Annotated in this window: 20 protein-coding genes and 2 pseudogenes; 11 read left to right on the top strand and 11 right to left on the bottom strand. The window is 55.5% G+C overall.

Features of this window, described 5'->3' with window-relative positions; all coding sequences use genetic code 11:
• Positions 1 to 177: 177 nt before the first annotated feature.
• A pseudogene (locus tag PSEMO_RS04760) lies at positions 178 to 1,014 on the bottom strand (PA0069 family radical SAM protein); the annotation flags it as partial.
• 38 nt (positions 1,015 to 1,052) lie between these two features.
• Here PSEMO_RS04760 and PSEMO_RS04765 point away from each other — a divergent pair.
• The 3 genes from PSEMO_RS04765 to PSEMO_RS04770 all read left to right on the top strand — a co-directional run bounded on the left by PSEMO_RS04765 (position 1,053) and on the right by PSEMO_RS04770 (position 5,054).
• On the top strand, positions 1,053 to 2,654 hold the full coding sequence (locus tag PSEMO_RS04765) for a recombinase family protein (protein WP_075802023.1): 1,602 nt from the start codon (positions 1,053 to 1,055) through the stop codon (positions 2,652 to 2,654).
• Between the two features lie 290 nt (positions 2,655 to 2,944).
• On the top strand, positions 2,945 to 3,358 hold the full coding sequence (locus PSEMO_RS32710; protein WP_144443537.1) for a plasmid mobilization relaxosome protein MobC: 414 nt from the start codon (positions 2,945 to 2,947) through the stop codon (positions 3,356 to 3,358).
• Between the two features lies 1 nt (position 3,359).
• Positions 3,360 to 5,054, top strand: coding sequence for a relaxase/mobilization nuclease domain-containing protein (locus tag PSEMO_RS04770; protein WP_075802024.1), 1,695 nt, complete (start codon positions 3,360 to 3,362; stop codon positions 5,052 to 5,054).
• Between the two features lie 1,152 nt (positions 5,055 to 6,206).
• Here PSEMO_RS04770 and PSEMO_RS04775 read toward each other — a convergent pair.
• From PSEMO_RS04775 to prlC, 4 genes and pseudogenes are all read right to left on the bottom strand, one after another.
• The gene (locus tag PSEMO_RS04775) at positions 6,207 to 6,566 is read right to left on the bottom strand and encodes a hypothetical protein (protein ID WP_075802025.1); all 360 of its coding nucleotides are present in this window, start codon (positions 6,564 to 6,566) and stop codon (positions 6,207 to 6,209) included.
• Positions 6,567 to 6,662: 96 nt separating this feature from the next.
• Positions 6,663 to 6,890 (bottom strand): annotated as a pseudogene (locus tag PSEMO_RS04780) (PA0069 family radical SAM protein); the annotation flags it as partial.
• 210 nt (positions 6,891 to 7,100) lie between these two features.
• Positions 7,101 to 7,367, bottom strand: a complete 267-nt coding sequence (locus PSEMO_RS04785; RefSeq protein ID WP_075802026.1) for a YheV family putative zinc ribbon protein — start codon at positions 7,365 to 7,367, stop codon at positions 7,101 to 7,103.
• Entirely contained in the window at positions 7,364 to 9,415 is a 2,052-nt protein-coding gene (gene prlC / locus PSEMO_RS04790) for an oligopeptidase A (protein WP_075802027.1), read from the bottom strand. The genes PSEMO_RS04785 and prlC overlap by 4 nt, the downstream gene beginning before the upstream one ends.
• Positions 9,416 to 9,506: 91 nt before the next feature.
• Between prlC and PSEMO_RS04795 the strand changes: the two genes are divergently transcribed.
• Positions 9,507 to 10,055 (top strand): gamma carbonic anhydrase family protein, encoded by a 549-nt coding sequence (locus PSEMO_RS04795; protein WP_075802028.1) that lies wholly within the window; start codon positions 9,507 to 9,509, stop codon positions 10,053 to 10,055.
• A gap of 26 nt (positions 10,056 to 10,081) precedes the next feature.
• Positions 10,082 to 10,732 carry an HAD family hydrolase gene (locus tag PSEMO_RS04800; RefSeq protein ID WP_075802061.1) on the top strand — a complete coding sequence of 217 codons (651 nt, stop codon included), beginning with the start codon at positions 10,082 to 10,084 and terminating at the stop codon, positions 10,730 to 10,732.
• 45 nt (positions 10,733 to 10,777) lie between these two features.
• Here the strand turns inward: PSEMO_RS04800 and PSEMO_RS04805 are convergent, their stop codons facing one another.
• A complete protein-coding gene (locus tag PSEMO_RS04805; protein WP_075802062.1) occupies positions 10,778 to 11,866 on the bottom strand; it encodes an aminopeptidase in 1,089 nt (362 codons plus the stop codon).
• 83 nt (positions 11,867 to 11,949) lie between these two features.
• Here PSEMO_RS04805 and PSEMO_RS04810 point away from each other — a divergent pair, with 83 nt between their 5' ends.
• Both PSEMO_RS04810 and PSEMO_RS04815 read left to right on the top strand, forming a co-directional pair.
• The gene (locus PSEMO_RS04810) at positions 11,950 to 12,363 is read left to right on the top strand and encodes a PA0061/PA0062 family lipoprotein (RefSeq protein WP_075802029.1); all 414 of its coding nucleotides are present in this window, start codon (positions 11,950 to 11,952) and stop codon (positions 12,361 to 12,363) included.
• A 45-nt stretch (positions 12,364 to 12,408) separates the two neighbouring features.
• A complete protein-coding gene (locus tag PSEMO_RS04815; protein ID WP_075802030.1) occupies positions 12,409 to 12,819 on the top strand; it encodes a PA0061/PA0062 family lipoprotein in 411 nt (136 codons plus the stop codon).
• A gap of 1 nt (position 12,820) precedes the next feature.
• Here the strand turns inward: PSEMO_RS04815 and PSEMO_RS04820 are convergent, their stop codons facing one another.
• A complete protein-coding gene (locus PSEMO_RS04820) occupies positions 12,821 to 13,054 on the bottom strand; it encodes a DUF1161 domain-containing protein (RefSeq protein ID WP_075802031.1) in 234 nt (77 codons plus the stop codon).
• Positions 13,055 to 13,126: 72 nt separating this feature from the next.
• Positions 13,127 to 13,552 (bottom strand): OsmC family protein, encoded by a 426-nt coding sequence (locus tag PSEMO_RS04825; protein WP_075802032.1) that lies wholly within the window; start codon positions 13,550 to 13,552, stop codon positions 13,127 to 13,129.
• 171 nt (positions 13,553 to 13,723) lie between these two features.
• On the opposite strand from PSEMO_RS04825, the gene PSEMO_RS04830 reads away from it, so the two are divergent.
• A complete protein-coding gene (locus tag PSEMO_RS04830; RefSeq protein WP_075802033.1) occupies positions 13,724 to 14,728 on the top strand; it encodes an LLM class flavin-dependent oxidoreductase in 1,005 nt (334 codons plus the stop codon).
• 89 nt (positions 14,729 to 14,817) lie between these two features.
• On the opposite strand, the gene PSEMO_RS04835 is transcribed toward PSEMO_RS04830, so the two are convergent.
• Both PSEMO_RS04835 and PSEMO_RS04840 read right to left on the bottom strand, forming a co-directional pair.
• Positions 14,818 to 15,039: a DUF1161 domain-containing protein gene (locus PSEMO_RS04835; RefSeq protein ID WP_075802034.1), complete on the bottom strand. Its 222-nt coding sequence runs from the start codon at positions 15,037 to 15,039 to the stop codon at positions 14,818 to 14,820.
• A 79-nt stretch (positions 15,040 to 15,118) separates the two neighbouring features.
• Entirely contained in the window at positions 15,119 to 15,334 is a 216-nt protein-coding gene (locus PSEMO_RS04840; protein WP_042121737.1) for a dodecin, read from the bottom strand.
• A gap of 155 nt (positions 15,335 to 15,489) precedes the next feature.
• Here PSEMO_RS04840 and PSEMO_RS04845 point away from each other — a divergent pair, with 155 nt between their 5' ends.
• Positions 15,490 to 15,816, top strand: coding sequence for a DUF883 family protein (locus tag PSEMO_RS04845; protein ID WP_075802035.1), 327 nt, complete (start codon positions 15,490 to 15,492; stop codon positions 15,814 to 15,816).
• On the opposite strand, the gene PSEMO_RS04850 is transcribed toward PSEMO_RS04845, so the two are convergent.
• Complete coding sequence (locus PSEMO_RS04850) at positions 15,789 to 16,709, bottom strand: LysR family transcriptional regulator (RefSeq protein ID WP_075802036.1); 921 nt, start codon at positions 16,707 to 16,709, stop codon at positions 15,789 to 15,791. The genes PSEMO_RS04845 and PSEMO_RS04850 overlap by 28 nt on opposite strands.
• Before the next feature lie 110 nt (positions 16,710 to 16,819).
• Between PSEMO_RS04850 and trpB the strand changes: the two genes are divergently transcribed.
• Positions 16,820 to 18,037 carry a tryptophan synthase subunit beta gene (gene trpB / locus PSEMO_RS04855; protein WP_075802037.1) on the top strand — a complete coding sequence of 406 codons (1,218 nt, stop codon included), beginning with the start codon at positions 16,820 to 16,822 and terminating at the stop codon, positions 18,035 to 18,037.
• The gene (trpA, locus tag PSEMO_RS04860) at positions 18,034 to 18,846 is read left to right on the top strand and encodes a tryptophan synthase subunit alpha (protein ID WP_075802038.1); all 813 of its coding nucleotides are present in this window, start codon (positions 18,034 to 18,036) and stop codon (positions 18,844 to 18,846) included. The genes trpB and trpA overlap by 4 nt, the downstream gene beginning before the upstream one ends.
• Positions 18,847 to 18,959: the final 113 nt, after the last annotated feature.

Raw genomic sequence — 18,959 nt, forward strand, 5'->3', positions numbered from 1 at the left:
ACTTGGATTACAGATGTAGTCAACAAATCACATTTCTGGCCGTCTGAATTCTTACGCTACGTGGCGAAACTTAACTCAAACTGAATTCGGAAGGCTCTAGAACGGGCGTTCCAGAAGCTTTTGGCGGGTTTTCCATAGTATCAAAAAAACATCAATCGCCAATGGCCATTATTGTTTTTACAACAAAGACAGCTGACCGCCCGGCGGACAGAAGGCCGAGCAATCCAGCGAATAACCACTCCTGCGGTTGAGTCCGAAGCGACGAATGGCCTTGTCGAACCGTTGCGCCAGCAAGTCGGCAAATACTCCTTCACCGCGCATGCGCGCGCCGAAACGGCTGTCGTAGAGCTCACCACCGCGGCTCTGACGGACCAGGCTGAGCACATGGGCGGCGCGTTGCGGATAATGATCCAGCAGCCACTGCTCGAACAGCGGCGCCACTTCCAGCGGCAGGCGCAGCAGCATATAGGCCGCGCTCAAGGCGCCGGCTTCACTCGCGGCTTCAAGCAGTCGCTCAAGTTCGCTGTCGTTGATCGCCGGGATCATCGGTGAACACAGCACTCCCACCGGAACCCCGGCCTCGCGCATCACCCGGATCGCCCGCAGACGCGCCTTGGGCGCAGCGGCGCGGGGTTCGAGGGTGCGTTTCAGTTCGTCGTCGAGGGTGGTCAGGCTGATCATCACCGACACCAGGCGCTGCTTCGCCAGCTCGCTGAGCAGGTCGAGGTCGCGCAGGATCAGCGAGCCCTTGGTGACGATGGTCACCGGATGGCGGTAGCGCAGCAGCACTTCCAGCAGGCGTCGGGTCAGTTGCTGTTCGCGCTCGATCGGCTGGTAGGGGTCGGTGTTGGAACCCAGGTTGATGGGCGCGCAGACGTAGCCGGGCTTGGACAGTTGCTGCTCCAGCACGGCGGCAGCGTTGGTCTTGGCGATCAGCCGGGTTTCGAAATCCAGGCCGGGAGACAGGTCCCAGTAGGCGTGGCTCGGTCGTGCATAGCAGTAGATGCAGACGTGCTATGTTATTGGTTCCATTCTCCAAGATTGGTTAAAAGATGACCAAAAAGTGCTTTCCTTATGTTCGTTTCTCATCTACCCGCCAGGAAGATGGATCAACGAGAACCCGCCAAAATGGGCTTATAGAGGCTTTTGTAGCCAAGCACGGCTTGGAAGTGGATCGACACCTTGAAGACGCCGGAACGAGTGCTTTCCACAGTAAACACGCAGGATCAGAAGGTGTTTTAGGTCAGTTTCTCAAAGAGGTAAGGAAAGGAGAAATTGAGAAAGGTTCTTATTTATTGATCGAAAACTTTGATCGCCTTTCAAGAGACAAAATCGTTCGCAGTAATAAGATTTTTACGGATCTTCTATTTTCAGGCATCAAAATAGTCATTCTTGATAAAAACAAGGTTTATGACGCCGATAATTTAGATTTTGGTGATTGGATTACTGCTCTTGTTGAATTTGAAAGGGCTAATGCAGAAAGTCAGCGTAAAAGCGATTTTTCAAGCAAGGCTTGGAAACTCAACAGAGATAAGATGCACAATGGTGAAATCGTCACTAAAAAAGTTCCTACTTGGTTAAAAGTAGAAAACAACACATTCATCATTGATGAAGTGAAAATAGACAGAATAAGAACACTTTTCAGGCTTTCCCTTTCCAAAGGATTACAGGAAGCAACCAAAGAATATAATTCACTTTATGGTGAAAAACTTGCTATTCATCAGGCTCAATATCTATTGAGTAATAGAAAGTTAATTGGTGAGCATCAGCCGCAAAAAATTCATTACAACGAAAATGGTCGGCTTATTAGAAAAGATGAAGGAAATCCGATTCCAAACTATTACCCGCAGGTAATAGATGAAGATTTATTCTTGAAGGTTCAATCAGTCATTACCTCCCGAAAACCTTTTTCGGGAAGATATTCAGCACAGCGATATAATGTTTTTCGTGATTTGATTTTTTGCCGTTTTTGTGGCGGAACTATTCGCTACATGAACAAAGGTGAAAGAGATTATTTCATTTGCACAAACTCGATGACAGGCAAATGTGGTTTAAAAGGCCAGCAGTCAATTAGAGGTAAAAAAGTATTCAGCCGCTTTTTTAAATTCACTAATGGCATCAATATCGGAACACTATTAGAAGAAAATACAAACGCCGATGAAATAAAAAATGAATTGATGAAATTAGAGAACCAAAAAACCAAAATCTCTAATCGTCTTGATGGTTTTAAATCTCAAATCAAAAAGATGATTTTGGAAGGTGAAACCATTCCAGAAACATACAATGAGATTATTGTTGATTTAGAAAATAGCATCATAAAACTTGATGATGAAATTGAAATCAAAAATAAAGAACTCAATTCGATTATTTCTTCATTCAAGTCATTCTATGACTTAAAAGAAATTGACATTGAAACAATCATCTATGACAAATCACAAGAAGCAATTGAAAAACGAGTTCAATATAACAATGAACTAAAAAACATCATCAAGAAAATCCAGATTGATTACTTGAATGACATTTTACATGTAGAGTTTTCCAATGGTGTTAATCGCCACATTCTTAATGATGAATTGGCAAATGAATACAATAAAGATGAAATAGAAAATGCTTGGGCTAGCGTAGTCAAATCTATGGCCAAAAAAACCAATTAACCAGTTTTTAATTCCAGTTATCTAAGGCCACTAAATAGTGGCCTTTTTTGTTTCCTGCTATACGCCTTTTGTTTCCATTATTTTGTTATCAATTTGAATGGCAGTCTAAGCCACTTGAAAACATTAAAATATATGGTACAACATTTATAAGGCATTCTAATCATATGCGAGCAATAACAACGGAGTGCCACTTCGTGGACTTCCATTGTTGCTCGATTTTCTTCACTTCGTTTAGAAAATGGTAAAGCGGAAAGACTGCCATAATTAAGATAACAATTTAAGGTGATTACATGAGAGATATATTTCCAGATAAAGAGAAGAGAAAACCAAACAGAAGTAAAGGGTTTACCATCACAATTAGAACAACAGAAAAGACTGCACTTGCATTCCAAGAATTAAAAATTAAAACCGGCTTAACATATGAGCAGTTGATTGAAAAAATAATTACAGATGGCTTTGGCAATATTGTAAAAGTTAATAGCAACGCATTGAAAGAAACATATGCAAACTTTGAGAAGAAAATTTCCGAGCCGTATAACAATCTAAATCAAATCGCAAAGCATTGTAATAGTGGTGGAGTAATCACTAATGAGCAATGGAATACATTAGAAACCATTGAAAAATTATTCGGCCAATTGCTTGGGTATTTACGCAATCAAAAGAACGCCATAAGTATAGAAAAAAGAACTAACTCAAAGGAGTAATATGATAAGAAAGAAAGCCAGCAGCCAAAAAACAAAAAGAGGAATTAAGAAGACAGCAAATTACATTCTTAAAGATAAAGGCTGCTGCCTTTATGAAGCCAGTTTTATTCATAGACCAAGCATCATCAAAGACGATTTAGTAAATAGATTATCAAGTGAAATTGATGATGATGTTAATTTTTACAACAGTAATAGAAAAATAGGCTCTACCCAGCAAGTAAGAACATATCACGATATAGTAAGTTTTCACACTAATGATGATATGAGCCCACAAAAGGCATTGCAGATTGCAAAAGAACTTTATGAAAAAACTCATAATCTCGGCAATCGCAAATACTTGATGGCTGTTCATAATGATACTGATGAAATGCACGTCCATATCATTTGGTCAGTTAGAGATAACAACGGGAAAACTTACAAGCAAAAAGATGATTATCGCATCATTGAAATTGAATGCGATAAGTTAGAAGATAAACACAAATTGATTAAGCCAAAAAACAGAAAAGCAACATCTAAAAATAAAAATGATATTGAAAAACTTCCATCAGCCAATGAAAGAATGCTTGATGTTAGAGGTATTACCTCCAATAAAAAACAGATGAAAGACGCTTTAAAACCTTATCTTGATAGAGCATCAAGCCCTTCCGATTTCATAAATCAAATTACCGATAATGGTTTTACCATCATACATAATGGTAAATCTTCCTTCTCTATTCAATACCAAGACCAAATATTTAAGGCATCCGAATTAAACCTTTCTTATAAGACCTTAAAAACAAAACTTGGAGAAGATGAAGAGTTTGAGCAAATACTTACAGCAAAGCATAAAATCGTTGATTTTAGTGATTGCACTCTAACAATCAAAAACGACAAACCAGATTACATGAACAGAATAAACCCTAATTCTGTCCTTGCTAAAAAATTCACATGTGAAAATTATGATGACAAGGTTGAATATTTCTATAATTCAGCCAAAGAAAAGAAAGCCTTTGAATATCATAAAGACCCAGCAAAAGTTTCTTTTAGTGATTTATCAAGACAGTCTGCAAAGGCTGGACTACAAAGACTAATGGCAGACACAACGCCACCAGATACTTTTTATGTGACTGGCACTGACTACTTCAAGAAAAATATTTGGCTTGAATCTCAACTAATGGGCTTGGAAGAAAAAGGTATCAAACTTGAAGGCTACAAACCTACGCCAGCCGATTTAGAAGAATTGAAGAAACTCCAAGAGCGATACGCTTCAATGGATAAAAAGGTTGAGCCTAAACAACCAGAAATGGCCATAGAAGCCCCTAAACCAGTTTTCCCTATACCTACCCAGGAAAAGCCTAACCCGCTTATAAACGATATAGAGCAGCCTACGGCATCAGGTTCTGACGAACCTAAAAAGCAGGTTGGACAGGATAGGCTTGATGACTTCAAGATTTTCATAAATGAATTACTTGAAGAATATAGCGACTATGATGAAAAAGAAATTCTTGAAAACATTCGTGATGTTTTAGAAGACAATATTATTTATGATACTGAAATTTACGAAAAGGTAATGGAGAAAGTAAAAGACTTAGACGATGAGACTAGAAAAGTCTTTTTAGAGCATATCAATAAATTGCTTGATGATAGTGGTTCAGGCTCACCAATTGACGGAAAACCGAAGGCCGAAAGAAAGAAAAGGAATAAATATAAATTTTAATTAAAAAGCCCATTAGGGCTTTTGTTGTGCTTATTTGACTTTAAATATTAAAGTGATAATCTATATATAAGTGAACCCCGAATATGGTTAGTATTCAGGGTTCGGCGTTGATACTGATAGCAGCAGTTTCAACTGGTATATATAGTTATAACATATAATATTACCATTTCAAGACCTGCCGCTAAAACTTCATCATAATTATAAATTCAGTATTCACGCCTTGAACATGTAGGAATGTAGTGATTGTTTCGTGTTCAAGCGAAGAGAAATAAAACGGGGATACTGGAAATTTCTCAACCCGCCAGCCATATGAAAATATGTTAAACAGGGTTCCAGTTAGGTGCTGATATAGCCTATAAGTGTTTAAAGTTTAAACTGAATATCACAGATTTAAACCCTGAAAATCAGGCAAGCTAAACTTGTTTTTTAAGTCATAAAACAAGGAAGACCAGCTTTGCCTGAAGCTTGAAAAGCGAAAGGCAATGCTGGAATTTAAAAGAGCGAAAACCCCCTAGGGTTTTAAAGACACGTATACACACACGACACACACACACATACATACATACACGCATCACATCCCCCGCAAACCCATACCAACACACATACACCAAGCAATACCCTCTAAAACCTCCAAAAACTGCCCATAATCGAGCGTTTAGCATTGGCTTAGTGCTTTGGGTATCAAAAACAAGAATACGCCTTAAAATGGCTTATTTTTGATTGATATAATGATGTTGATTTCTTGCCCAAAAAATCGTAAAACTTGATTTTTCACACCTTTAAAAAATGGCGTTTTTAGCGTGGTTTTTATTTCTGCTTACTAATATACGAAGAAAAATAAATTGCTCAATTTTGACCCATTTCCGTGAATGCACTAAAAAAGTGCATATCATTTTTTATATGTTTTTATCTAAATTTTTTGATATTTCCGTTTTCCCGACCTTCGAATTTTGGCTTAAAAACAGCAAAAATCGTTGTCAATAGGTAAGTGAAAATATTTTTATCGTTCGATGAAAAACACTAAATAGCGTCCGACCTTAATTTTCTTTTCCGCTCTTTTACCATCAGAACAACCGAGCAATTGCTCGGTACTCTTTTCTCTTTATGGTCATTTTTCACACTTGAACAAGTTCAACCGTTCAAAACGACCTTTTATTTTATTCCGAGTATCTGCCGCCCTTCGATTATGGCATTAGAAAACTCTAACCAATATTCTTCCCTAATCAAATTTCTTGGGACTTCATAGCCTATTATATTTTCTATTCGCAAGAGAACTTCAGACGCATCAACAAAAGACCCGCCCTTACAGAGATACAAGAAATAAGAAACCGCAATTTGCATTGCCGCTTCGTCTGCGTTCATTTTTGAAGCCCAAGAGGCTTCGATTAATTTGGAATACTTTACTGCACTCGGGAAGCCTTGGCTTTCATCAGGCTCAATTTTGAACTCTTTGCTTAACTTCAAGCCTATTAGTTCAATGTAATTTCTTTTTCTTCCATAAAACCACAACATCACTACTCCTTATTTATTCGATGTAGTGACTTGATACTATAGCGGCGTTATGCATTAAAGCCATAAGATTATGACGGCGGAACCTTTTACAGAGCATATCCAGCCGTGCTCGCAGCCGCGGTAGGGATTGATGGAGCGGTCGAAGGGCAGGTCCGGCGAGTTGTTGCGGGTGATGATGGTCTTCGCGGTTTCGATGCGGATTTCGGTGCCCTGGGTCATGGGCACTTCCTGGTACCAGCCGTCGTCCTCGACCACGGAGCGGTTGGGGGCGAAGCGATTGTGCGGGTTGTGGGCAGTACCGCGACCGCGGACCGGAGAGACCATGACGAAAAACCTCGATACTGTGTTTTTATACAGTATCGAGGTTTTAGTCTGGCGTCCACGCCTTCTATCGCGACGCGGAACCCTGTGGGAGCTGGCTTGCCAGCGATGAGGCCGGCATGAACAAGGATGTTGTCTGTTCCGGCCAAATCGCTGGCAAGCCAGCTCCCACAGGATTTGTGCAAAGGCACAGTCCTGTGGAAGACCGTGCGACTACTCCGAAGGCTTCTTCAACTTCGGATTCGGGAAGAACTGCACCGTCTGCACCGCAGGCTTCGGCGCTTTCAGTGCATCCTGGTTGACCCGCGTACCCAGCTCCTTCGGCACCGACAAGCCCTGCTCGTTGAGGGTGTCAGTGAAGCCGCAGGCCACGCACTCGCGATGCGGCGTGCCATCCACGCTCCACATCTTCAACTTGTCCGGCTCGCTGCACGCCGGGCAGACCGCCCCGGCGATAAAGCGTTTCTTGGTCGTGGTCATGCCGCCAGGTCCTCGCTCAGGCCGCTGTGGCGCAGCAGGGCATCGATGGACGGCTCGCGACCACGGAAGTCGACGAACAGCAGCATCGGTTCCTGCGAACCACCACGGGCCAGGATCGCCTCACGGAAGGCCCGGCCGGTTTCGGCGTTGAGCACGCCTTCTTCCTCGAAGCGCGAGAAGGCGTCGGCAGACAGCACTTCAGCCCACTTGTAGCTGTAGTAACCGGCCGCATAACCACCGGCGAAGATATGCGCAAAGCTGTTGGGGAAGCGGTTGTACGCCGGCGGACGCATGACCGATACCTCGTCACGCACGCCTTCGAGCACTTCCAGCACGCTGCGGCCGTCGCCGTGGCGGGCATGCAGTTCGAAGTCGAACAGCGAGAACTCCAGCTGGCGGACCATCATCAGGCCGGACTGGAAGTTCTTCGCCGCCAGCATTTTCTCCAGCAGGTCCTGGGGCAGCGGTTCGCCGCTTTCGTAGTGACCGGAGATCAGCGCCAGGCCTTCCGGCTCCCAGCACCAGTTCTCCATGAACTGACTCGGCAGCTCGACCGCATCCCAGGCCACGCCGTTGATGCCGGACACGCCCGCATGCTCGATGCGGGTCAGCAGGTGGTGCAGGCCATGACCGAATTCGTGGAACAGGGTGGTCACTTCGTCGTGGGTCAGCAGCGCCGGCTTGCCGGGTGCGGCCGGGGTGAAGTTGCACACCAGGTTGGCCACCGGGCTCTGCAGCTCGCCTTCGGCAGTGCGGCGACGGTCGCGGGCGCCATCCATCCAGGCACCGCCACGCTTGTTGGCGCGGGCATAGAGGTCGAAGAAGAAGCGCCCGACATGGTGGCCGTTTTCCTTGATCTCGAACAGACGCACGTCCGGGTGCCAGGTGTCGAAGCCCTTCTGCTCGGCGATCTCGATGCCGTACAGGCGCTGGACGATGGCGAACAGGCCGGAGAGCACCTTGTCGATCGGGAAGTAGGCGCGGAGGATTTCCTGGGAGACGCTGTAGCGCTGTTCGCGCAGCTTCTCGCCGTAGAAACCGCTGTCCCAGCTTTGCAGGTCGGCGCAGCCTTGCTCGGCGGCGTAGGCCTTGAGCTGGGCCAGGTCCTGGGCGGCGTAGGGTTTGCTGCGCTGCGCCAGGTTGCGCAGGAAGCCCAGCACCTGGTCGCTGGATTCGGCCATCTTGGTCGCCAGGCTCAGCTCGGCGAAGTTGGCGAAGCCGAGCAGCCCGGCCAGTTCCTGACGCAGGTCGAGGATGTCGTGCATCACCGGGCCGTTGTCGAACTGGCCGGCATTCGGGCCCTGGTCGGAGGCACGGGTGCAGTACGCGGCGTAGACCTCTTCGCGCAGGGCGCGGTCGGTGGCGTAGGTCATCACCGCGTAGTAGCTGGGGAATTCCAGGCTGATCAGCCAGCCGTCGAGGCCCTTGGCCTGGGCGGCGGCGGCCATTTGTGCCTTGGCCGAGTCGGTCAGGCCGGCGAGGGCGGCTTCATCGGTGACGTGCTTGGTCCAGGCCTGGGTGGCGTCGAGCAACTGGTTGGAGAAGCGGCTGCCCAGCTCGGACAGCTTGCTCTGCACCTCGGCGTAGCGCTTCTGCTGCTCCGGCGGCAGGTCGATACCCGACAGGCGGAAGTCACGCAGGGCGTGTTCGAGGATGGTTTTCTGCGCTACGTCGAAGCCGGCGGCTTCAGGGCTGGCGGCCAGCGCCTCGTAGGCCTGGAACAGCTCGCGGTTCTGCCCCAGTTCGGTGGAATAGGCGCTCAGGGCCGGCAGGCAGGCCTCGTAGGCTTCGCGCAGTTCGGCGCTGTTGCACACGGCATTCAGGTGGCTGACGGGGCTCCAGGCCGCGCCGAGGCGGTCGTTGAGCTCGTCCATCGCCAGCACCAGGCCGGCCCAGGTCGGGTTGCTGGCCTGGGTCTTGAGAATCTCGGCAATGGCATTGCGGTTGTCGGCCAGGATCTGTTCAATCGCCGGCAGCACGTGCTCGGCACGGATCGCCGAGAAGGGCGGCAGGTCATAGGACTGCAGAAGCGGGTTGTTCGCACTCACGGTTAGACACCTTGGCAGAAGAAACACCGGGCCATCTTAATTACAATCGCCGTCGCCCGCAGCTAATTAGGGCTAGAGAGGTTTCCTATTCATGGCTATTCGCACCTACCAGCAGCACACGCCCCGGCTCGGTGAACGCGCCTTCGTCGACCGCAGCGCGGTGGTCATCGGCGATGTCGAGATCGGCGACGACAGCTCGGTCTGGCCGCTGACGGTGATCCGCGGCGACATGCACCGCATCCGCATCGGCGCGCGCACCAGCGTGCAGGACGCCAGCGTGCTGCACATCACCCACGCCGGGCCGTTCAACCCCGACGGCTTCCCGCTGCTGATCGGCGACGACGTGACCATCGGCCACAAGGTCATGCTCCACGGCTGCACCCTCGGCAACCGCATCCTGGTGGGCATGGGCAGCACCATCATGGATGGCGCCATCGTCGAGGACGAGGTGATCATCGGTGCCGGCAGCCTGGTGCCGCCGGGCAAGCGCCTGGAAAGCGGTTTCCTCTACGTCGGCAGCCCGGTGAAGCAGGCGCGGCCGCTGACCGACAAGGAACGCGCGTTCTTCCCCTACAGCGCCGCCAACTACGTGCGCCTCAAGGACCAGCACCTCGCCGAAGGCTACGACCAGTCCGAGTGACGTCCCCCATTTCCAGCGAGACCGACATGCACCAGCAGAACATCCTCTTCGACCTCGACGGCACCCTGACCGACCCGCGCGAAGGCATCACCCGTTCCATCCAGTTCGCCCTGGCCAAGCTCGGTATCGACGAGCCCGACCTGACCCGCCTCGAGCACTTTATCGGGCCGCCGCTGCTGCAGGCGTTCATGCAGTTCTACAGCTTCGACGAGGCGAAAGCCTGGGAGGCGGTGAATTTCTACCGTGAACGTTTCAAGCTCACCGGGCTGTACGAGAACCGCGTGTTCGACGGCGTTGGCGAACTGCTGGGCGAACTGCAAGGGCAGGGCCGCACCCTGTATATCGCCACCTCCAAACCCTGGGTGTTTGCCCGGGAGATCGCCCGGCATTTCGACTTTGCCAAGCACTTCAAGGTGATCTACGGCAGCGAGCTGGATGGGACGCGGACCAACAAGGTCGAGCTGATCGGGCACCTGCTGGCGGAAGAGGGACTGGATCCGGCGCAGACCCTGATGATCGGTGATCGCAAGCATGACCTGATCGGCGCGCGCAGCAACGGGCTGGAAGCAGTTGCGGTGGGGTATGGGTTTGGCAGCCGGGAAGAGTTGGTGGCGGAGCAGCCGGCGTATCACTACGAGACGCTGGCGCAGATGCATCAGGCATTCCGGCGCTCTTGAGGGCCTCATCGCTGGCAAGCCAGCTCCCACAGTGTCCGCGGCGACTCAGAACCCTGTGGGAGCTGGCTTGCCAGCGATGCTTTTGAGTAGTCGCTGCCGCTCCTGGACCGGCAGCGCCCCTACCTCCTCAACCCGCCGATAAAACCGCTGCCAATCTCCACCCACCTCGGCAAACATCCCGGCAAACGCCGGCACCCACTGGTCATACAGCCCGAACGGCAGCAGCTTGGCATTATTCATCGACCCATTGATCCACCCATCGAAACGCCCGACCCCGCCCCATTCGCCGTCCCGCAACTGCCGATACTCCACGCGCAAGCGCTCGAACTCCGCCTGCTTCGCCGCGCGCATCGCCGTCGCCTCCAGCGACTGCGCATACAGTTTCCTGAGCCGCTCACGACACGCCAGCACCAGCGCCACAAATTGGTCGCGCTGCTTGCCGCCGTCCACCACCGGCGCCGGCAGCCCCCACGCCGCCCGCCATTGCCGGGTGCCTTCCTGCTCGACGAAGGTGGCGAAGGATTCGTTGAACGCGGTGTCGTCCTTCACATAGAAACGCTGGTGCGCCAGCTCATGGAAAATCACCGTGGCCAGACGCTCGTCGCCCCAACTGACCATGGAATTGAGGATCGGGTCATCGAACCAGCCCAGGGTCGAATAGGCCTCGACCCCGCCGATATACACATCCTGCCCGTCGAGTTTCTGCAACGCCGCCGCACCGCGCGCGCCCGACTGGCTGTAATAGCCGCGATAGGCCACGCAGCCGGCGACGGGGAAGCAGTGGGTAACAGGCTCGAGGGAAAACTCCGGCGTGGCGAACACATTCCACACCACGTAGGGCCGGCCGATATCGGCATACACCCGGTAACTGCGGTTGTCCGGCAATTTCAGGTGCTCGCTGGCAAACACCCGGGCCTGCTGCGAACGCTGCAAATGCTGGCGCAACGCAGGATCGGTGGCGGGATTGGCAATGACTTCAGGCACCGGCTCCCGGGCCCGCAACAGTTGCCATTGCCCGCTGGCGAGCTGGCTGTAATAGCCGAGGCTGCTGCAACCGTTCAGCAGGCCAAGCGCCAGGACGGGAACAAATACCCGAAAAACGCGGTCGAGTGCCCCGGAGCTTGAGCGCAGCAGAAGAAGAATTCGAATCATGCGTGGGGTGGTCTCGCTCAAGTCCGTATCGCTTCAAGACTATCCTGCCCGCCCGGAGTTTTGCCATGCGTACGATGCTCGCCGCCAGCACCCTGCTGGCGCTCGCCGGTTGTGCCGGCCTGCCCGATCCGGACCCGTCCCAGGCCTGGGTCGATCTTGCTCCCGGTCACGACCAGACCCTGCACGCTGTCGAAGTGGACGACCGTGCCTGGGATGACAAACGCTATTTCCAGGTCTCCCCGGGCAATCACCAGCTCACTGTGCGTTATCTGTTCGCCGTGGCTCCGACCAATATCGGCCCGGTCAGCGAACCGCTGTGGCGCGATTGCCAGCTCAACCTGAAATTCAACGACTTCAGCGCCGGCCAGCGTTATCGCCTGGAGACCGGCACCATCGGCTTCCGGCCTTGGGCCAAGCTGTATGACGAACAGAGCAAGGTGGTCGGACGCGGCCTGCCGGCGGGTTGTCAGCGCACCTGAGGGCGCTATGCTTGTGCTTTATATCGCTCGCCTGCGGAGACCATCATGCGACAGCCAGCGATGTTGCTCGCCTTCAGCACCCTCGGCGCCTGCGCCACGCCCATGCCGCCGGTCGACCAGAACCAGGCCTGGGTCGATTTCTACACCATCACGCCCGGCAAGCTGGTCATGGCTGAACGCCTGGATGGCAAGCGGCTCACCGACGGCCGCTTCTTCCAGGTCACGCCGGGCAAGCACGAGCTGGTGGTGCGCTTCGACTACGAGATCAACACCGGGGTCTTCACCACCGACCCGACCGAACGCACCTGCTACCTGACCGTCGAATACGACGGGTTCCAGGCCGGCCAGCGCTATCGCCTGGAGGCCCGCGCCGTGGCCATGCAGCCCAACGCCCGGCTGTACAACGCCGAGCGCCAGGTGCTGGCAGAGGAACGGTTGATCCACTGCGTACCGTGAGTCAGTTGCCGTTGCGCTGGTAGACGATCTTCCTGGTGCCGTTTTCGCAGCTGCCCACGACCATGTTCTGGTCGTGGACTTCGCTGTTGGGCACGATCTCCAGGGTGTAGGAGGTCACGCCCCGCGCCTGGATCTTGGCTTCGATTTCCGCTTTCAGTTCCTCGCACGGCTTGACCGCGGCGGAAGCATTGGCGGCCAGCAGCGACGCCAGTACAGCGATTGCAATACGGATCATGAGCAGTTTCCTCGTGGCAAAAAACGTCAGCCAACTCCTGTTGGACCGGCGCAGCATGCCACGGTTCTGCTATCAGGACTGCAAGGTCGCATCCAGGCTGATCTTCGCGTTGAGCACCTTGGACACCGGGCAACCGGCCTTGGCCTTGTTCGCCAGCTCCAGGAACTGCTCGTTGCTGGCGCCGGGGACCTTGGCCTTGAGGATCAGGTGCACGGCGGTGATGGCAAAGCCATCAGGTTGCTTGTCCAGGGTCACTTCGGCGGTGGTATCGATGCTGTCGGCCTTCAGGCCGGCCTCGCCGAGGATCATCGACAGGGCCATGGAGAAACAGCCGGCGTGGGCGGCGCCGATCAGCTCTTCCGGGTTGCTCCCGGGCGTGCCTTCGAACCGCGTGTTGAAACCGTAGGGGATCTGCTTGAGCGCGCCGCTTTCGGTGGAAATGGTGCCTTTGCCGTCCTTCAGGCCACCTTGCCAGTGAGCCGATGCCGTCTTTTTCATGATGCCTCCTCGGGTTGTCGGCGCGGTCGGCGCCGTTCCTGAATTCAGAGGCCTGGCCCCCGGGCAAGTTCAGCCCGTTTGGCCCCTCGGGGATTGATTCCCCGGCAAGTGCCCCCACAGAAGCAACAAAGGCCGTCTGTTCCGGCGGCTTCCGTTTGCCCTGGAGAACCCATGAAGCGACTCGCGGATATCAAGATTTCCACCCTCGACCTGGTGCCGGTGCGCCAGGACGGCGGCCCGGCGCAAGCCCTGCGCAACTCCCTGGACCTGGCGCAACACGTTGAACGCTTTGGCTATCACCGCTTCTGGGTGGCCGAGCACCACAACATGGATGGCATCGCCAGTTCGGCGACATCCGTGCTGCTCGGTTACCTGGCCGGCGGCACCTCGAGCATCCGCCTCGGATCTGGCGGGGTGATGCTGCCCAACCATGCGCCGCTGGTGATCGCCGAACAGTTCGGCACCCTCGCCAGCCTGTATCCGGGCCGGATCGAGCTGGGCCTGGGCCGCGCCCCCGGCTCCGACCAGATGACCGCCCGCGCCCTGCGCCGCGAGCGCTCCGGCAGCGCCGATGATTTTCCGGACGATGTGCTGGAGCTGATGCGCTACCTCGGCCCACGCACGCCTGATCAAAAAGTGATCGCCGTGCCGGGGCATGACACCAACGTGCCGATCTGGCTGCTCGGCTCCAGCCTGTTCAGTGCCCAACTGGCCGGCCAGTTGGGCTTGCCCTACGCCTTCGCCTCGCACTTCGCGCCGCGCTACATGCATGAAGCGATTCGCGTCTACCGCAATCACTTCCAGCCGTCGGCGGTGCTCGACGAGCCGTACGTGATGCTCGGTGTGCCGATGGTGGTGGCGGACACCGACGAGCAGGCCGACTACCTGGCGACCTCGGTGTACCAGCGCATCCTTGCCCTGATGCGCGGCCAGAGCCTGATGCAGAAACCGCCGGTGCCGAGCATGAACGGCCTGTGGCTGCCTCATGAGCGGGATGCGGTGGGGGATTTCCTCGGCCTGGCGATGATCGGCAGTCCGCAGAAGGTGAAGGCCAAGCTGGAGGTGCTGCTGGAGCAGACCGGGGCGGATGAGCTGATCTTTACCTCCGACCTGTATGAACATGCGGACCGGGTGCGGTCGTATGAGTTGATGGCCCAGACTGTGCTCGGCAGTTAGGCACCAATCGCTGGCAAGCCAGCTCCCACAGGTTCAGCGGCGCCGCGGACACTGTGGGAGCTGGCTTGCCAGCGATGAGGCCCTGAAAATCACCCGCGCTTGTAGACGATTTCCTTGGTCCCGGCCTCACAGGACCCAACCACATGACCGCCCCCGGCGCCCTTCGCCACCACCTCGAGCGAATAATGCTGAACCCCCTTGGCATCCAGCTTCGCCGCGATCTCGCTCTTCAGCTCTTCACACGGCTTGCCCGCCGCCATCGCCGTACCGGCCAACCCCATCAACGCTACTGCCAGCATCATCTTCTTCATTGATCGCTCTCCTTGTTGGACCAAAACGACAAAGGCCCCGGTCCCCCCGGAGCCCTGCCTATCAAACCTGCTCTTCATTTCAACTGTTGGCGATGCGGAACCCGACTTTCAGGGTCACCTGGAAATGCGCCGCCTTGTTGTCGCGGATATGCCCGCGGGTGTCCACCACTTCGAACCATTCCAGATGCTTGATGCTCTTGCCGGCTTCGGCCAGGGCATTGTTGATCGCATCCTCGATGCTGGTGGGGGACGAGCCGACAAGCTCGATCTTCTTGTAGGTGTGATGATCGGACATTCGCTGTTCTCCTTCGGAAGGTGCGGGGATAGAGCCTAGCAGCGCCGGGCCGTTTTACCTCTGAGCCGAGGCCACAGCGAAACGTTCGATCGCACTTTCCAGAGCCGGTGCAGTCGGAACCTACACACCTCACTCAACCCTGAAGGAGACACACCATGGCCAATAGCTCGCTACGCAAAGCCGCGCTGCAAAGCATGGAAGCGGAAATCGAAAGCCTGCTCAAATCTCTGGAAAGCCTGAAAGACGATGCGTCGGACGAGTCGCGCAAGACCCTCAAAGCCCTGCGCAGCAACGCCGAGAACGCCCTGCGTCATTCCCGCAGCCTGCTTGGCGACGCTTATGAAGAGGTGAAGACCAAGACCCGCGAGACCGGCATCGCCACCCGCGACTACGCCCAGGAACACCCCTGGACCACCGCCGGCGTGGCCGTGGGCGCATTGGGCCTGCTGGCCGCCTACCTGCTGTGCAAGCGCGGCGATTGATCGCCCTGTTGCGCCAGTTCTGCGCGCAACCAGCCTGCCAGTTGCTCGGCGCGCCCGTCCGCGGCGCGTCGCGGCACCCACAGCACCAGTGACGCCTGGGTCTGGCTGAACCCCCACGGGGCAGCCAGGCGCCCGGCGCGCAGGTCATCGGCGACCAGTGGCTGCGGCGCAATCGCCACGCCAAGCCCGGCCATCGCTGCCTCCAGCAAGTAATACAGATGCTCGAATCCCTGGCCGTAGCGCAACGCGCCGGGGTCCAGGTCGTGCTGGCGCGCCCAGTCCGGCCAGGCCTGCGGACGTGAGGTGGTGTGCAGCAGGGTTTCTGCGCGCAGGGCGTCGGCCGGCGCCTGGCGCAGGCGTTCGAAGCCCGGGAAGTGCGGGCTGAGCACCGGACCGACGGATTCCCGCGCCAGCTCGTAGACCTGCATATCCGCCGGCCACGGCGGTTCGGCGAACACCAGCAACGCGTCCAGGCCCGGCCGACGCGGGTCGAGATCGCCTTCGCCGGCCGACAGGTGCAAGCGCAGGTCCGGCAGATCAGCCTTCAAACGCCCGAGGCGGGGAATGAACCAGCGCGCCAGCAGACTCCCCGAACAACCCAGGACGAACGGCGCATCGGCCCCGCTCTGGCTCAGCTCGGCGCAGACCACCCGCAGCCGCTCGAACGCCTCGCCGCTGACCTCGCGAAGCCGTAACCCGGCATCTGTGAGTTTGATGCCGCGCCCGTCCTTGACGAACAGGCTTACCCCGAGATGGCTCTCCAGCGCCTTCAACTGGCGGCTGACGGCCCCGTGGGTCACATGCAGTTGCTCCGCCGCCTGGCTGACGCTGCCGAGACGGGCGGTGACTTCGAACGCCCTGAGGGCATTCAGTGGTGGCAGTTCCCTGGACATGACGTGTGAGTTTTCCTGACAGGTTGCGGCGATCTTATCGGTTTTCAGCGGCGCCTGTCGTGGTTAGAGTAGGACCATTGTCAGCCAAATCCTTCCCTACGGAGCGACCCATGACCCAGACCAACCTTCGCAGCGGCCCCGACGCCAACGGCCTGTTCGGCGCCTTCGGCGGCCGCTACGTGGCGGAAACCCTGATGCCGCTGGTCCTCGACCTGGCCCGCGAATACGAAGCGGCCAAGGCCGACCCGGAATTCCTCGAGCAACTGGCCTACTTCCAGCGCGACTACATCGGCCGTCCGAACCCGCTGTACTTCGCCGAACGCCTGACCGAGCACCTCGGCGGCGCGAAGATCTTCTTCAAGCGTGAAGAGCTGAACCACACCGGCGCGCACAAGGTGAACAACTGCATCGGCCAGGTCCTGCTGGCCAAGCGCATGGGCAAGAAGCGCCTGATCGCCGAAACCGGCGCCGGCATGCACGGCGTGGCCACCGCCACCGTCGCCGCACGTTTCGGCCTGCCTTGCGTGATCTACATGGGCGCCACCGACATCGAGCGCCAGCAGGCCAACGTGTTCCGCATGAAGCTGCTGGGCGCCGAGATCGTCCCGGTCACCGCCGGCACCGGCACCCTGAAGGACGCGATGAACGAAGCCCTGCGCGACTGGGTGACCAACGTCGACGACACCTTCTACCTGATCGGCACCGTGGCCGGTCCGCACCCGTACCCGGCGATGGTCCGTGACTTCCAGTCGATCATCGGCAAGGAAACCCGCGCCCAGCTGCACGAGAAGGAAGGTCGCCTGCCGGACAGCCTGATCGCCTGCGTCGGCGGCGGCTCCAACGCCATGGGCCTGTTCCACGACTTCCTCGATGATGCCAGCGTGCAGATCATCGGCGTCGAAGCCGGCGGTCACGGCGTCGATACCGACAAGCACGCGGCCAGCCTCAACGGCGGCGTACCGGGCGTGCTGCACGGCAACCGCACCTACCTGCTGCAGGACGCCGACGGCCAGATCACCGACGCCCACTCGATTTCCGCCGGCCTCGACTACCCGGGCATCGGCCCAGAGCACTCGTGGTTGCATGAGATCAAGCGCGTTGACTACGTCAGCATCACCGACGACGAAGCCCTCGACGCGTTCCACGCCTGCTGCCGCCTGGAAGGCATCATCCCGGCGCTGGAGAGTTCGCACGCCCTGGCCGAAGCCATCAAGCGCGCGCCGACCCTGCCGAAGGACCACCTGATGGTGATCTGCCTGTCCGGCCGTGGCGACAAAGACATGCAAACCGTAATGAGCCATATGGCCGCGCAGGAGAAGCAGGCATGAGCCGTCTCGAACAACGTTTTTCCGAGCTGAAGCAGGAAGGCCGTGCGGCCCTGGTGACCTTCGTCACCGCTGGCGACCCGGGTTACGACGCTTCGCTGAAGATCCTCAAGGGCCTGCCGGCGGCGGGTGCCGACGTGATCGAACTGGGCATGCCGTTCACCGACCCGATGGCCGATGGCGTGGCCATCCAGCTGGCGACCCTGCGCGCCCTGGACGCCGGCCAGACCCTGGCCAAGACCCTGCAGATGGTTCGAGAATTCCGGGTCGACGACCAGACCACGCCGATCGTGCTGATGGGCTACTACAACCCGATCCACCGCTTTGGCGTTGCCGAGTTCGTGGCCCAGGCCAATGAAGCCGGTGTCGATGGCCTGATCATCGTCGACCTGCCGCCGGAGCACGACGCCGAGCTGGCGACTCCGGCCCAGGCCGCGGGTATCGACTTCATTCGCCTGACCACCCCGACTACTGACGATGCGCGTCTGCCGCGGGTACTGGAGCGCAGTTCCGGGTTCGTCTACTACGTGTCGGTTGCCGGCGTGACCGGTGCCGGTTCGGCGACCACCGAGCATGTGACCGAGGCGGTGGCGCGGCTGCGTCGGCATACCGATCTGCCGATCAGTGTCGGTTTCGGGATTCGTACCCCGGAGCAGGCTGCGGCGATCGCCCGGCTGGCAGATGGGGTGGTGGTGGGTTCGGCGCTGGTGGACAAGATCGCTACCGCTGCCAGCCCGGAGCAGGCTGTGGATAACGTCCTGGCGCTGTGTTCGGCCCTGGCTGAAGGCGTGCGCGGCGCGCGCAAATCTTAAGGCCTTTCCGCTGAACCTGTGGGAGCTGGCTTGCCAGCGATGACGTTGGTGAATTCACCATCGCAATCGCTGGCAAGCCAGCTCCCACAGGGTTATGCACAGGCCCGAAGAAT

Source organism: Pseudomonas putida (assembly GCF_001941965.1).
Classification (GTDB): Bacteria; Pseudomonadota; Gammaproteobacteria; order Pseudomonadales; family Pseudomonadaceae; genus Aquipseudomonas; species Aquipseudomonas putida_L.

Coding starts and splice junctions, on each gene's coding strand:
- PSEMO_RS04850 (WP_075802036.1), bottom strand. CDS start 16,709: ATGTCCAGGGAACTGCCACCACTGAATGCCCTCAGGGCGTTCGAAGTC.
- PSEMO_RS04795 (WP_075802028.1), top strand. CDS start 9,507: ATGGCTATTCGCACCTACCAGCAGCACACGCCCCGGCTCGGTGAACGC.
- PSEMO_RS04825 (WP_075802032.1), bottom strand. CDS start 13,552: ATGAAAAAGACGGCATCGGCTCACTGGCAAGGTGGCCTGAAGGACGGC.
- PSEMO_RS32710 (WP_144443537.1), top strand. CDS start 2,945: ATGAGAGATATATTTCCAGATAAAGAGAAGAGAAAACCAAACAGAAGT.
- PSEMO_RS04840 (WP_042121737.1), bottom strand. CDS start 15,334: ATGTCCGATCATCACACCTACAAGAAGATCGAGCTTGTCGGCTCGTCC.
- PSEMO_RS04815 (WP_075802030.1), top strand. CDS start 12,409: ATGCGACAGCCAGCGATGTTGCTCGCCTTCAGCACCCTCGGCGCCTGC.
- PSEMO_RS04800 (WP_075802061.1), top strand. CDS start 10,082: ATGCACCAGCAGAACATCCTCTTCGACCTCGACGGCACCCTGACCGAC.
- PSEMO_RS04770 (WP_075802024.1), top strand. CDS start 3,360: ATGATAAGAAAGAAAGCCAGCAGCCAAAAAACAAAAAGAGGAATTAAG.
- PSEMO_RS04775 (WP_075802025.1), bottom strand. CDS start 6,566: ATGTTGTGGTTTTATGGAAGAAAAAGAAATTACATTGAACTAATAGGC.
- PSEMO_RS04845 (WP_075802035.1), top strand. CDS start 15,490: ATGGCCAATAGCTCGCTACGCAAAGCCGCGCTGCAAAGCATGGAAGCG.
- trpB (WP_075802037.1), top strand. CDS start 16,820: ATGACCCAGACCAACCTTCGCAGCGGCCCCGACGCCAACGGCCTGTTC.
- PSEMO_RS04820 (WP_075802031.1), bottom strand. CDS start 13,054: ATGATCCGTATTGCAATCGCTGTACTGGCGTCGCTGCTGGCCGCCAAT.
- PSEMO_RS04765 (WP_075802023.1), top strand. CDS start 1,053: ATGACCAAAAAGTGCTTTCCTTATGTTCGTTTCTCATCTACCCGCCAG.
- PSEMO_RS04835 (WP_075802034.1), bottom strand. CDS start 15,039: ATGAAGAAGATGATGCTGGCAGTAGCGTTGATGGGGTTGGCCGGTACG.
- PSEMO_RS04830 (WP_075802033.1), top strand. CDS start 13,724: ATGAAGCGACTCGCGGATATCAAGATTTCCACCCTCGACCTGGTGCCG.
- trpA (WP_075802038.1), top strand. CDS start 18,034: ATGAGCCGTCTCGAACAACGTTTTTCCGAGCTGAAGCAGGAAGGCCGT.
- PSEMO_RS04810 (WP_075802029.1), top strand. CDS start 11,950: ATGCGTACGATGCTCGCCGCCAGCACCCTGCTGGCGCTCGCCGGTTGT.
- PSEMO_RS04785 (WP_075802026.1), bottom strand. CDS start 7,367: ATGACCACGACCAAGAAACGCTTTATCGCCGGGGCGGTCTGCCCGGCG.